We start from the raw sequence: 12,670 nt of genomic DNA on the forward strand, positions 1-12,670 counted from the left end.
CCGCGGGCGGTAATCTGCCCCCATGGGCGACAAGGATGATCAGCCGGGACCGAGGAGGCGTCGGCCACCGATCTGCCAGAAGTGTCTCGGTGCCGGAAAGGCCTTCACCTTCGCCCTGATCGGCGGCCGCACCCGGGAGGTCTGGCTCAAGTGCTCGGCGTGCTCCGGTTCGATCCAGTCACCGGTCGCCGGCCCGTGACGCCGAGGTCCGTCACCCAGTGGCCGGTCGCCGGCCCGTGACGCCGAGGTCCGTCACCCGGTCGCGCCTGAGGTCTGTGCTCCAGTGGGCAGGTCAGGCTGCGGCGCTGCGGGCGTCCACCGGGCGGGCCAGGAACGCGTAGCTGAACAACGCTTCGACGTGGCTGGCCCGGTCCGGATCACCGATCTTGATCAGGAAACGCTCCCGGATCCCGTCGATCGCGGTCACCGCGAGTTCGACGATCCCGGCGCGGGGATCGGTGGTCCAGGTGACGTGATCAAGGTGCCGTAGCTCGCTGTTGAGGTGCAGTCGCAGGCGCCGCCACAGGATGGTCTCCTGGGTAACCACCAGGCGGCGTTTGGTGAGAAGCAGCAGGTAGTCACCCTGCATTGGCTGGTCAGGGCGTTGGCACCGGGCGACGAGGACGGTGCGTTCGTTGGGGGAGACACAGCGCCGGAGCACCGGCATGTGTCGGCTGGTTGTCGCTATCGGCACGGCGGTCTCCGCCGCTGCCGGCAGGAACGTACGGGAGAAGACGTCCATGTCGTGTTAACGACACGTCAACCCTCCATGACTCGGGGTAGTCGTGAAATTTCAACTACAGAATTTCCACGACGGTGGCGTTGGCCATCCCGCCGCCCTCGCACATCGTCTGCAACCCGTACCGGATGCCGTTGGACCGCATGTGGTGCAGCATCGTCGTCATGATGCGGGCGCCGCTGGCACCGAGCGGATGGCCGAGTGCGATCGCACCGCCGCGCGGATTCAACCGGGCCGGATCGGCACCGGTCTCGGCCAGCCAGGCCAAAGGTACGGGCGCGAACGCCTCGTTGACCTCGTACACCCCGATGTCGTCCAAGCTCAACCCGGCACGCCGCAGCGCCTTGGCGGTCGCCGGAATCGGCGCGGTCAGCATCATCACCGGGTCGTCCCCGACGACCACCGCGGTGTGCACCCGGGCAAGCGGTCGTACGCCGTGCGCCTGGGCCCACTCGGAGGTGGTGACGGCCAGCGCCGCCGCCCCGTCGGAGATCTGCGAAGCCGACCCGGCGGTCACCACACCGTCGGTGCGGAACGGGGTCGCCAACTCGCCGAGCTTCGCCAGCGACGTCTCCCGGCGGATCCCTTCGTCGGCACCGAACTTGTCGCTGCCGGTCACCGGAACCGGGGCGATCTCGGCGTCGAACTCGCCGGCGTCCTGGGCCGTTGCCGCCCGCTGGTGGCTGGTCAACGCGAACTCGTCGAGCACGCCACGCGACAGGCCCCACCGGGCGGCGATCAGCTCGGCGCCGACACCCTGGTTGAACGGCACCGGCTCATCCGGGTCGGTACCGTCGACCCCACGGTAACGTTCCCGGACCTGCTCGCCGAAGGGGCGGCCGTCGCCGGTGCTGGCGCCCATCGGCACCCGGGTCATCGACTCGACGCCGCCGGCCACCACCAGGTCGGCCTGCCCGGAGATGACCGACGCGGCGGCGAAGTGCAGCGCCTGCTGGCTGGATCCGCACTGCCGGTCGATCGTGGTCCCGGGCACCGACTCCGGCCATCCGGCCGCGAGGACGGCGCTGCGGCCGATGTTCCAGCTCTGGTCACCGACCTGGAAGACACAGCCCCAGACGACGTCGTCGACGCCTGCCGGGTCGAGGCCGGTCCGTTCGGCGAGCGCACGCAGCACGTGGCTGGACAACTCGACCGGATGCACCGATGCCAGCGTGCCCTTGCGCCGGCCGATCGGGGTCCGGACCGCTCCGACGATGACCGCGTCCCTCATGCCTACTCCCCGGTAACTTGGTTTTCTGAATCCTACGCCGAGGCCCGTGCCGCTGGCATCCTTGGGCGGTGCGCGCCGAACCGGACGACCGACGACACCCTGACCGACGGCCGGAGCCCGACCCACGGTCAGACTCCGGTCCGCCGCCCGCCGACCTCAGCTGGCGGGTCCCCCTGAAGCTGCCGGTGGCGAAGATCATCGGAGCTGCGACGGTCCTGGCGGCAGGTCTGCTACTCGCCGACGGCGACCAGGTCCGACTGGCGCTCGCCGTCCTTGCCGCCGCGAGCATGACCGGATGGGCGCTGCGCGACCTGCTCGTGCCGGTGCGGATCACCGCCGGACCGGACGGAATCACGGTCGTCGCCGGGTTCGCCGGTCGCCGCCGACTCGGCTGGGGACAGATCGAGGCGATCACCGTCGACCGGCGCGGTCACCGGGGCGTACGCACCGAACTGTTGGAGATCGACGCCGGCGAGTCGCTGCACCTGCTCGGTCGGGGCGAACTCGGCACGGACCCGGCGGAGGTGGCCGCCGCGCTGCGCGCCCTACACTCGTGCAGCGAGGAGGTGAGCCACCCCCGGCGCTCGCGCGACGACCCGTGACAGGCACCTTGCGCTCGCGCAGCGGCCCCCGATCAGGTCGCGTTGGTCAGCGCTATCCGGGCGACCGTGAGCAGGACCAGGAACAACAGCACCCCGCCGGTGCCGACTGCCTGCACCACCGTGCGGTTGGTCCGGGGGGCGTAGGCCAGGATCACCCCGACCAACGCGCCGGTGATCAGCCCACCGAGGTGCCCGGCGATCGACAGACTGGACACGGTGAAGGTCAGCACCAGGTTGATCACCAGGATGCCGATGACCGCCGAGGTGTCCCGCTTCAGTCGGCGCAACACGATGAAGAAGCCGGCGAACAGGCCGAACACGGCGGTGGACGCGCCGGCGGACAAGGCCCCCGGATCGACCAGGTAGGCCGCCACGTTGCCACCGAACCCGGCGACCAGGTACAGCGCCAGGAACCGGGCCGGCCCGAGCACCGACTCCAGGTTGCGGCCGAGCACCCACAACGCCCACATGTTGAACGCCAGGTGCAGCAGGCCGTAGTGGATGAACATCGCGGTGATCAGGCGGTAGACGCCGCCACCGTCGATGCCGACGAAGACGTCGCCGTACATCGGCAGCGCACCGAGCAGGACGTCGCCGTTCGAGCGCACCGTGACGTCCGGGCCGATCACGCCGCCGAAGGCGTGCAGGGTCCCGGCGGCCGAGAACAGGCCGGCACCGAGCAGCGAACCACCACCGGAGATCGCCAGACCGATCAGCGCGAACACCGCGTTGATGCCGATCAGCGCCTTGGTGACGTAACCCTGCTGGCCGGCGGCACTGCCGCCGAAGGCAGTGCGCGCCGACCGCTGGGTCCGCCGCCCCTCGGCGACGCACTCCGGGCACTGGTGCCCGACTGCGGCTTCCTGCATGCAGTCGGGACAGATCGGCCGCTCACATCGGGCGCACCGGACCCAGGTCTCCCGGGACGTGTGCCGGTAGCAGACCGGCACCGCCGGGGCTGGATCACTCATCGTGCCACCTCACTGCGCCGATCTCGGCGGTCGGTCCGAGTACTTGACCGCCAAGATTACCCGGCGCGGACCCCGACCGCCGCCTCAAGATCCACTAGCCGCACGCGACGACGGTGGTGGGACGACGGGCCGAGGATCCGACCGAGTTTCAGCTAGCCCGTTCGATCTCGACGCGGCTGATCACCACGTCGCTCAACGGACGGTCCGCCGGGTTGGTCGGCGTGGTCGCGATCGAGTCGACGACCTTCGCCGAGTCCTGGTCCGCGACCTGGCCGAAGATGGTGTGCCGGTTGTTCAGGTGCGGCGTGGGGCCGACCGTGATGAAGAACTGCGAACCGTTGGTGCCCGGTCCGGCGTTCGCCATCGCCAGCAGGTACGGCCGGTCGAAGCGCAGCTCCGGGTGGAACTCGTCGGCGAACGTGAAACCCGGGCCACCCCGACCGGTTCCGGTCGGGTCACCCATCTGAACCATGAAACCGCTGATCACGCGGTGCGAGATGGTGCCGTCGTAGTACGGACCGCTGCCCGGCTGACCGGTGCGCGGGTCGGTGTACTCGCGGGTCCCCTCCGCGAGCTCGACGAAGTTGCGGACCGTCTTCGGTGCGTGGTTGGCGAACAGCTCCAACCGGATCGGTCCGTGATTGGTGTGCAGGGTGGCGTAGACAGCCTCAGCCACGGGTACTCCTCAGTTGTTGGTCAGTTCCATGCGGATCCTCCCATGTGCCCGATCCGGTCACACGGAGGCACCCGAAGGTGGAGGATGACGGCGTAACGACGGCACAGGAGGTAGGCCACGGTGTTGAGGATCTCCAGGCGCGCCAGGCGACGGGAACTCGTCCGAACGGAACTCGGCGAGGGTCTAGATCATTTCATGCAGGCAGCGACGCATGCGGCCGGGGGCGTGGGGGCCACCGTCGGGCCTCGACTGCACGCCGCACGCGAGGCGGTGGCCCCCACGGCCGACCGGATGCGTGACTCCGCGTCACAGGGCGTGACGTGGACCATGGCCACGCTGGCACCCATCGCGGTGGCGGCCGCCGACGGCGCCCGCCAGGCCGGCCGGGCAACCAGGAAGGCGAAGGCGAAGAACATGAAGACAGCGAAACGAACCGGCCTCAAGGCGATGGCCGCGTCGAAGGCCACCGGCAGGACCGGGGCCAAGAAGGGCAGGTCGATGGGGAGCAGGCTCACCCCGGCCGGACGCAAGAGCGACGACCGCCGCCGTTGGCCGGTCGTCGTCGGGGTGCTCGCGGTCGGTGCGGCGATCGGCACCATCGCGGTACGCCGTCGACGTGCCGCCCAGTGGGAGGAGTACGACCCGGGACAGGCACTGGACTCGATGCAGGCCGCGACCAACGCGAGCCACGAGTCCGGCGCGCCGAAGTCGACCACCGGCGGCAAGCCGCACGGCGACCCGGTCGCCCCGATGGACAGCGATCCGGCCGCCGCGGCCCGCAACGGAGGACGCTCCTGACAGCACCGGCGCAGCAGTCGTCCCGCAGTGTCGGATCGCCGTGGCAGGTTCCTGCCACGGCGATCCGACGTCTCAGAGCCAGCCGTTGCGCCGGAACGAGCGGTAGAGCACCAGCGAGATACCGAGCATCAACGCGAGCACGATCGGATATCCGAACTTCCACCCGGTCTCCGGCATGAACTCGAAGTTCATGCCGTAGATGCCGGCCAGCGCGGTCCACACCGCCGCGATCGCCGCCCACGCCGCGATCTTGCGCATGTCGTTGTTCTGCGCCACCGTCACCTGCGCCAGTCGCGCCTGCAGAATCGAGTTGAGCAGGTCATCGTAGGCGTTGACCTGCTCGACCACCCGGCTCAGGTGGTCCTGCACGTCGCGGAAGTAACGGCGGATCTCCGCCGGGACGTCCTCGTTGATCTCGGCGGTGAGCGTCATCATCGGTCGCTGCAACGGTGCGACGGTGCGTTTGAACTCCACCAGTTCCCGCTTCAGCTGGTAGATCTCGTGCACCTTGTCGCTGGCCTCCGGGGAGAACACATCCGCTTCGACGGTGTTCAGATCGGTCTCGACCCGGTCGACCACCTCCAGGTAGAGGTCCACCACCCGGTCGGTCACCGCGTACGCCACCGCCCACGGCCCCTGCGTCATCAGGTCCCGGTTGCGCTCCAGGTCGGCCCGGACCGGGGCCAGCCGGCAGGCGTCGCCATGCCGGACGCTGATCACGAAACCCTGCCCGATGAACAGCATCACCTGGCCGGTCTCCACCACGTCCGAGTCACTGGTCAGTTTCTCGTGGTCCACGTACCGGGCGGTGCGCAGCACCAGGAAGTTGACCGCACCGAACTGCTCCAACTTCGGCCGCTGCTCCGCTTTGACCGCGTCCTCCACGGCCAGTTCGTGCAGCCCGTACGTGTCGGCGATGCCGGCCATCTCGGCCAGGCTCGGCTCGTGCAACCCCAACCAGACGAACGCGTTGGTCTCCCGCCGGGCCGTGGCCAACGCCTCCGGATGCTGCCAGGAACCCGGCTGCCGCACGCCGTCGACGTAGAGGGCGCAGTCGACGATCCCACTGCGCTCCTCGACCGGCGGCGGCTCAGCCACCGGCGTGCCGTCGGTGGAGTTGAGCATCCGGCTGACCGCGCGCACCGGCGCCGTCCAGGCCCGCGACAGCGCCCGGCTGCTACCGCCGTCCGGCCACCGCTGCTGCGCACGATCCTGATCCGCCACCCGCCCGTCTCCCTCCCGGCAACCGCGCCCCGCAACCGCCCAGAACAGGAAACCACCACACGACAAGCCACCGGCGCCAGTTCGCCCAGCGCCGGGAGCGTGGTCGGCAACGCCGGCCGGCTACGCCTCGCGTACCTCGTCGACCGCTGCGGCCAACCGGCGTACGCCTTCGTCGATCTGATCCACCGTCACCGCCGAGTAGGCCAGCCGCAGTGCGTGCTCGCCGCCGTCGAGCAGGAAGTCACTTCCCTTGACCACGGCGACGCCGCGCTGTGCGGCCGCCGGGACCAGGGCGTCGACCGACACGTCGTCGGGCAGATCCACCCAGAGGAAGTAGCCGCCGTCCGGCTCGGTGAACCGTACGCCCGGGATGTGCTTGCGCAGCGACTCGGCCAGTACCTGGGCGCGCTCGGCCAACGCGGTGCGCACCGTGGCGATCGACCGGTCCAGGTCACCGGAGACGCAGAACTGGTGCACGATCGCCTGCGCCACCATGCCCGGTGAGATGTACAGGTTGGTGGCCCGCCCGGCGATCTGCTTGATCAACCCGGCCTCGCCGACCAGGTAGCCGACCCGTACCCCGGGGCAGACGGTCTTGGTGAAGCTGGAGGCGTGCACCACGACCCCGTTGGTGTCCAGCGAGAGCATCGACGGCAGTGCCTCGCCCCGGAACCGGATGTCGGCGTACGGGTCGTCTTCGAAGATGGTGAAGCCGAACTCGACTGCCAGCTCCAGCAACGCCTGCCGCTTCGCCGACGACAGGGTCACCCCGGCCGGGTTCTGGTAGTTGGGGATGACGTGCGCCAGCCGCGGCCGGACCCCGGACTCCAGCAACTTGCGCAGCTCGTCGACGTCCAACCCGTCCGGTTGGATCGTCACCGGGTGCACCTGCGCGCCGAGTTGGCGCAGATTCAGCAACGTACGGTCGTAGGTCGGCCGCTCCACGACCACCGCGGCGCCGGGCTCGACCAGGTGGTCGAAGAGGAACGCGTCGGCCTGCAGCGAGCCGTTGGTGACCAGGACCTGCTCCGGTTTGACCCCGTGCTTGTCGGCGATCCAGCGGCGCAGCGGGAGGTAACCGACGGACGTACCGTAGGCGGTCACCCCGGCCGGGTCGGCGTCGAAGGCACGGCCGGCGGCCGCCTTGAGACCGTCGATGTCGACGATGTCCAGCGACGGTGCCCCACGGGCGAAGGAGATCAACTGCTCGGCGCTCATGGGTGCCAGCGTACGACTTGCTCCGCCGGTTCCCGCCGGCTGGTGTGGCAGCCCACGGTGGCCAAACCCCCCGGACGGGCACGGTCCGGACATCGCACCGGGATCCGATCCGGTCCACACAAGCTTGTCCTGGTTCTTCCCCAGGACCGCTCGCTACTGTCACAGGCGTGTCCGTCCCACCCCCCGGCTGCGACGCGCCCAGCGACCCGCTGCGGTGCGTCGGCGCGCTGGTCGTCGACGACGACGGACGGATCTTCTTTCAGCTCCGGTCGCCGCACCGGCGGCTCTTCCCGAACACCTGGGACATCGCCGGCGGCCACGTCGAACCGGGCGAAACCCTGATCGAAGCCCTGCACCGCGAGGTACACGAAGAAACCGGATGGACCGTCTCCCACGTGCTCACCGAGGTCGGCGAGTACACCTACGTCGGCGACGACGGCATCGCCCGGGTGGAAACCGACTACCTGGTACGGGTGGACGGTGATCTGGCCCGCCCACAGTTGGAAGCCGGCAAACACACCGAGTTCCGTTGGCTCACCCCGGCCGACCTCGACGTGCTGGACGAATCGCGGGACGTCAACGACGGGTTGATCCGCCAGATCGCCGAAGACGGCTTCGCCGTGCTGCGCGCCCTGGGCCTGTGAGCGCCGGCCGGTGAGCGCCACTGACCAACTGTGGCTGCCTGGCAATCGGTGTGCCGCGTTGACCGCCCCGGCCGTCGACCGGGTGTACCGCGCCGCGGCGGCGGCGGCCGCCGCCGCCAGCACCGAACTGCAGCAGCGGTACGGCGGACCGGCCGCCGTCGGCTTCCTGGTCGACCTGCGCACCCGGCTGGCCGCCCCCGGCGGGCTGGTCGACGCCGCCGGCTTCGCCGCGGTCACCCGCTACCACGATCCAGCGAGTTGCCAGCGGGTGCTCGACAAACAGGTCGCGTACGGCATGGTGGTGCGCCACCCGGACGGCACGCTGCGGGCCACCGAACGCGGTGCTGCCTTTCTCACCGACCTGTACGCGCTGCACGCCGAGGTCACGGCGCGAGTCTGGGGTGCCGAGCACGCCAGTCGGCTGGCCCGGCTGGTCGAGCTCACCGGTCGACTGCTGGCCGCCGCCTGCACCGGCCAAGCGGCGGTCGACCTGGCGGGTGCCGGCCCGGGGGGTGACGCGGCGGAGGAGGTCGGCGCCTTCGGTGCCGTCGCCCCGCCGTACGAGCCGGAAGGCACCCCGGTCGGTGTGCTGCTGCTCAACCGGCTCGGCGTGCTGCGCTACCACCGGGCCGACGCGCACGCCGCCGCCTGGACTGCCGCCGGGCACACCGCCCGCAGCATCGTCGACCTGCCGCCCGGCCCGGCCCGGCTGGCGATCGAGCAGGAGACCGACCGACGGGCAGCCGGTCCGTACGAGGGCCTGGACCCGGAGCAGCGGGTCATGCTGCTCGCCGACCTGGCCGCGCTTCCCGGTTGAACCGCTATCCTCCACCGGTACTGACACCCCATCCCCCTCAACAGGAGGACCGCCCGATGATCGGTCTCGTGCTCGCCGCCGGAGCGGGACGGCGGCTAAGGCCGTACACAGACACCCTGCCCAAGGCGCTGGTGCCGGTGGACGGGGAGACCACCATCCTGGACATCGGGCTGCGCAACCTCGCCGCCGCCGGACTCCCCGACGTCGTCGTGGTGGTCGGCTACGCCGCCGACGCGGTGCGCAGCCGGCAGGCCGATCTGGAGGCCCGCCACGGTGTCCGGCTGACCCTGGTGCACAACGACCGCGCCGAGGAGTGGAACAACGCGTACTCGCTGTGGCTGGCCCGGGAACACTTTGCCGCCGGCGCGCTACTGGTCAACGGCGACACCGTGCACCCGGTCAGCGTCGAGCAGACGCTGCTCGACGGCCGCGGGCCGGGCGTCCTGCTCGCCGTTGACGCGGTGAAGAAGCTCGCCGACGAGGAGATGAAGGTCGTCTTCGACGACGCCGGTCAGCTGACCCGGATCACCAAGCTGATGGATCCGGGCGACGCGCACGGCGAGTACATCGGTGCCACCCTGATCGAGGCGTCCGCCGCCGCCGGGCTGGCCGAGGCGTTGGAAGCCGTCTGGCAGCGCGACCCCAACCTCTACTACGAGGACGGCTACCAGGAGTACGCCGACCGTGGCGGCGAGGTACGTGGCGCCCCGATCGGCGACGTCTCCTGGGTCGAGGTCGACAACCACGACGACCTGACCAGGGCACGGGACATCGCATGCCACTACTAGCCCGTACCGTCCACACTCCGCTCGCCATCGACGTACGCCGCGGCGCGGTCGCCGGCCTGGGCGCGTTGCTCGCCGACCGGCGGATCTCCGGCGGCGGCGAGGTCGCTGTCGTCGTCGGGCCCGGCCAGGGTGAGCGGATCGCCGAGCTGATCGCCCCCGGGCTGGGCCGCGCCGACGTGTTCACCGTCGCCGGCGGCACCCTGGACGGCGCCCACGAGCTGGGCGAGAAGCTGCGGCAGCGCTCCTACGACGCGGTGGTCGGCATCGGTGGCGGCAAGACCATCGACACCGCCAAGTACGCCGCGTCCCGGTACGCGATCCCGATGGTGAGCGTGGCGACCAGTCTGGCCAACGACGGGATCGCCTCCCCGGTGGCGTCGCTGGACCACGACGGCGGGCGCGGCTCGTACGGCGTACACATCCCGCTGGCGATCGTGGTCGACCTGGACTTCGTCGAGGCCGGTCCGGACCGGCAGACCATGGCCGGCATCGGCGACGCGCTGAGCAACATCAGCGCGGTCGCCGACTGGGAGCTGGCGCACACGGTACGCGGTGAACCGATCGACGGGCTCGCCGTGACGCTGGCCCGGACCGGGGCGGAGGCGCTGGTCAACCATCCGGGTGGGCTCGGCGACGACATGTTCCTGACCACGCTCGCCGAGGCGCTGATCCTGGGTGGGATCGCGATGGCGGTGTGCGGGTCGAGCCGGCCGGCCAGCGGCGGCTGCCACGAGATCTCGCACGCCCTCGACCTGCTGCACCCGGGCACCGGATCGCACGGTGAACAGGTCGGGCTCGGCGCGCTGTTCTGCACCTACCTGCGCGGCGACCAGCCACGGTTCGCACAGTTGGCGGCGGCGCTGCGCCGGCACGGCCTGCCGGTACGTCCCGCCGATCTGGGGCTCACCGACGACGACTTCGTCGCCGCCGTGGTGCACGCCCCGCACACCCGACCGGACCGCTTCACCATCCTGGAACACCTCCGCCTCGATGCGGATGCCATCCGGGGGCGGCTGGCAGAATACCTCGATGCCCTCAGCGTCACCTCAAGGTGAACAACAAGTTGCCATGCCCGTCCTGAGAGACTTCTATCAGGCGAACAGAGGGGGCGGGCTGTTCAGCGAGGCGGTCAGCCAGCGGCTGGGCGCGGTGTTCGCCTACGCCGGTGCCCGGCGACGGCTGGCACCGACCGTACTGACCGTGGCGAACCTGCTGCTCGGGCTGGCCGCGTCGGTCGCGGTGATCGCGTCCGCCGACGCGGTGGCCGACGGGTCCGTCCCGGCCTGGCTGATCGGGCTGGTCGCGCTGGTCGGTTGGCAGGTGGCGTACGCGCTGGACTGCGCCGACGGACAGTTGGCCCGGGTGACCGGGCAGACCAGCCCAGCCGGGGCCCGGGTGGACGTGCTCTGCGACGTGGCCGCCCAGATCGCGCTGGTGACGGCGCTGTCGGCGGTGGCGGTGGCGCAGCTGCCGGAGACCCCGATCTGGCTGGTCGCGGCGTTCGCCGGCACCTGGATGGTGAACCTGGTGACCTCGGTGATGCAGTCCGGCCCGAACGCGGCCAGCATGGTCACCTCGACGTCGCTGCCCGTACGGCTGGCGAAGTTGATCCGCGACTACGGGGCGGTGATCCTCGTCGCCGGGATCGTGCTGATCCTCGCCCCTGCGCTGACGGTCTGGCTGATCGCCGCGTTCACCGTGGTCAACGGCGGCTTCCTGCTGGCCAGCGTCGTCTTCTCGGCCCGCTCCGCCCTGCGCTGACGCCGTCAGCGACTCTTCGTGACCGCGTCGTAGATGGCGAGGTGCTGCTTCATCACCACATCGGGGTGGAAGGTGGTCTCGTAGCGGGTGCGGGCGACGCCGGCGAGCGCGGCGGCACCGTCGCGGGCGAGAGGCAGCGCGGCGGCCAGGGCGGCGGTCTCCGGCGGCACCACCCAGCCGGCCGGGCCGGCAACCCCGGCGGCGTCGGCGCCTACCAGGTACGGGATGCCGCCGAGCGCGGTGCCGAGCACCGGCCGCCCGCTGGCCAGCGCTTCGATCACCACGGTCGGCAGGACGTCGTGCCAGGTGGAGACGGCCAGCACCACGGCGGTGGCGCGCAGCGCGTCGCGTACCCCCGTTCTGTCCAGCGGGCCGAGGAAGTCGATGTCCGCGCGGCCGGCGGCGGCGGTCTCGACCAGCGGTCGCAGTTCGCCGTCGCCGCCGACGCGCAGGGTGCCGAGTGCCCCGTCGGGGTGCCGCCGCCAGGCGTCGAGCAGTAGGCCGATGCCCTTCTCCGGGGTGAGCCGGCCGAGAAAGAGGAATCCGTCGCCGAGCGGGGCGGGCGGGCCGGGGTCCTCGATGGCGTTCGGCTTGACCACGATCCGTTCGTCGGGGATGCCGTACTCGCGCAGGTGCTCGGCGACGGCGGAGGTGAGCGCGATGAACCGGTCCACCGAGCGCCAGGTGGGCCGGTGCAGGGCCAGGGTCGCGGCCATCACCGCGCTCTGCGCGCGGGAGCCCCGGTAGCAGCGGTGCACCACGCCGGGCAGGCCGATCGCCCGGCCCCGGCAGTCGGTGCAGATCCGGCCGTCGCGGAAGTACAGCCCGGACGAGCAGACCTGCCGGTAGTTGTGCACGGTGTGCACCACCGGCACCCCGTGCCGGTGCGCGGTGCGGATCGCCCAGGGCGAGATCAACGGGTACGGGTTGTGCAGGTGCAGGACGTCCGGCCGGTGCTCGGCGAGCAGCCGGTCCAGGTCACGTTGGGCGTCCGGGGCGTAGCTGGGTGAGATCGGCAGCAGCGCCTTGCCGGTCGCCGGTAGCGCCGGGATGTCGTCGGAGCTGCGCAGGAACGGCACGACGTCGACCCCGGCGGCGGCCAGTTGGTCGATCTCGCTGTCGACGATGACGTTCTCGCCGGACGGCTGGGCCTGCCGGTATCGGTTGTGCGCCACGACGACTCTCACCGGTCGACCCTCCT

The 12,670-nt window shown here is 70.8% G+C and carries 15 protein-coding genes; 8 read left to right on the forward strand and 7 right to left on the reverse strand.

Annotated elements, in window-relative coordinates; all coding sequences use genetic code 11:
- The first annotated feature begins 22 nt into the window (after positions 1-22).
- Positions 23-199 carry a hypothetical protein gene (locus ACFHVL_RS08440; RefSeq protein WP_416626724.1) on the forward strand — a complete coding sequence of 59 codons (177 nt, stop codon included), beginning with the start codon at positions 23-25 and terminating at the stop codon, positions 197-199.
- Positions 200-292: 93 nt separating this feature from the next.
- Here ACFHVL_RS08440 and ACFHVL_RS08445 read toward each other — a convergent pair whose 3' ends face one another.
- Positions 293-742, reverse strand: a complete 450-nt coding sequence (locus ACFHVL_RS08445; RefSeq protein WP_326550449.1) for a hypothetical protein — start codon at positions 740-742, stop codon at positions 293-295.
- 55 nt (positions 743-797) lie between these two features.
- A complete protein-coding gene (locus ACFHVL_RS08450) occupies positions 798-1,970 on the reverse strand; it encodes a thiolase family protein (RefSeq protein ID WP_416626726.1) in 1,173 nt (390 codons plus the stop codon).
- Positions 1,971-2,143: 173 nt separating this feature from the next.
- On the opposite strand from ACFHVL_RS08450, the gene ACFHVL_RS08455 reads away from it, so the two are divergent.
- The gene (locus ACFHVL_RS08455; protein ID WP_416626805.1) at positions 2,144-2,572 is read left to right on the forward strand and encodes a PH domain-containing protein; all 429 of its coding nucleotides are present in this window, start codon (positions 2,144-2,146) and stop codon (positions 2,570-2,572) included.
- A 32-nt stretch (positions 2,573-2,604) separates the two neighbouring features.
- Here the strand turns inward: ACFHVL_RS08455 and ACFHVL_RS08460 are convergent, their stop codons facing one another.
- Complete coding sequence (locus ACFHVL_RS08460) at positions 2,605-3,543, reverse strand: rhomboid family intramembrane serine protease (protein ID WP_416626727.1); 939 nt, start codon at positions 3,541-3,543, stop codon at positions 2,605-2,607.
- Between the two features lie 148 nt (positions 3,544-3,691).
- Positions 3,692-4,219: a peptidylprolyl isomerase gene (locus tag ACFHVL_RS08465; protein WP_416626728.1), complete on the reverse strand. Its 528-nt coding sequence runs from the start codon at positions 4,217-4,219 to the stop codon at positions 3,692-3,694.
- A gap of 291 nt (positions 4,220-4,510) precedes the next feature.
- Here ACFHVL_RS08465 and ACFHVL_RS08470 point away from each other — a divergent pair, with 291 nt between their 5' ends.
- Complete coding sequence (locus tag ACFHVL_RS08470) at positions 4,511-5,017, forward strand: hypothetical protein (protein WP_416626730.1); 507 nt, start codon at positions 4,511-4,513, stop codon at positions 5,015-5,017.
- A gap of 72 nt (positions 5,018-5,089) precedes the next feature.
- On the opposite strand, the gene corA is transcribed toward ACFHVL_RS08470, so the two are convergent.
- The gene (corA, locus tag ACFHVL_RS08475; RefSeq protein WP_416626732.1) at positions 5,090-6,241 is read right to left on the reverse strand and encodes a magnesium/cobalt transporter CorA; all 1,152 of its coding nucleotides are present in this window, start codon (positions 6,239-6,241) and stop codon (positions 5,090-5,092) included.
- A 120-nt stretch (positions 6,242-6,361) separates the two neighbouring features.
- A complete protein-coding gene (locus ACFHVL_RS08480; protein WP_416626733.1) occupies positions 6,362-7,459 on the reverse strand; it encodes a PLP-dependent aminotransferase family protein in 1,098 nt (365 codons plus the stop codon).
- A gap of 167 nt (positions 7,460-7,626) precedes the next feature.
- On the opposite strand from ACFHVL_RS08480, the gene ACFHVL_RS08485 reads away from it, so the two are divergent.
- From ACFHVL_RS08485 to ACFHVL_RS08505, 5 genes are read left to right on the forward strand one after another with little or no spacing between them, the layout of a single operon-like run.
- The gene (locus ACFHVL_RS08485; RefSeq protein ID WP_416626735.1) at positions 7,627-8,103 is read left to right on the forward strand and encodes an NUDIX domain-containing protein; all 477 of its coding nucleotides are present in this window, start codon (positions 7,627-7,629) and stop codon (positions 8,101-8,103) included.
- Positions 8,104-8,113: 10 nt separating this feature from the next.
- Positions 8,114-8,920: a hypothetical protein gene (locus ACFHVL_RS08490; protein WP_416626737.1), complete on the forward strand. Its 807-nt coding sequence runs from the start codon at positions 8,114-8,116 to the stop codon at positions 8,918-8,920.
- 56 nt (positions 8,921-8,976) lie between these two features.
- The gene (locus tag ACFHVL_RS08495) at positions 8,977-9,708 is read left to right on the forward strand and encodes a sugar phosphate nucleotidyltransferase (protein WP_416626738.1); all 732 of its coding nucleotides are present in this window, start codon (positions 8,977-8,979) and stop codon (positions 9,706-9,708) included.
- Entirely contained in the window at positions 9,696-10,763 is a 1,068-nt protein-coding gene (locus ACFHVL_RS08500) for an iron-containing alcohol dehydrogenase family protein (RefSeq protein WP_416626740.1), read from the forward strand. The genes ACFHVL_RS08495 and ACFHVL_RS08500 overlap by 13 nt, the downstream gene beginning before the upstream one ends.
- Complete coding sequence (locus ACFHVL_RS08505; protein WP_416626741.1) at positions 10,738-11,469, forward strand: CDP-alcohol phosphatidyltransferase family protein; 732 nt, start codon at positions 10,738-10,740, stop codon at positions 11,467-11,469. Before ACFHVL_RS08500 ends, ACFHVL_RS08505 begins: the two co-directional genes overlap by 26 nt.
- Positions 11,470-11,474: 5 nt before the next feature.
- Here the strand turns inward: ACFHVL_RS08505 and ACFHVL_RS08510 are convergent, their stop codons facing one another.
- On the reverse strand, positions 11,475-12,656 hold the full coding sequence (locus tag ACFHVL_RS08510) for a glycosyltransferase family 4 protein (RefSeq protein WP_416626743.1): 1,182 nt from the start codon (positions 12,654-12,656) through the stop codon (positions 11,475-11,477).
- Positions 12,657-12,670 lie beyond the last annotated feature (14 nt).

The organism is Micromonospora sp. LOL_023 (assembly GCF_048060115.1).
GTDB lineage: Bacteria > Actinomycetota > Actinomycetes > Mycobacteriales > Micromonosporaceae > Micromonospora_E.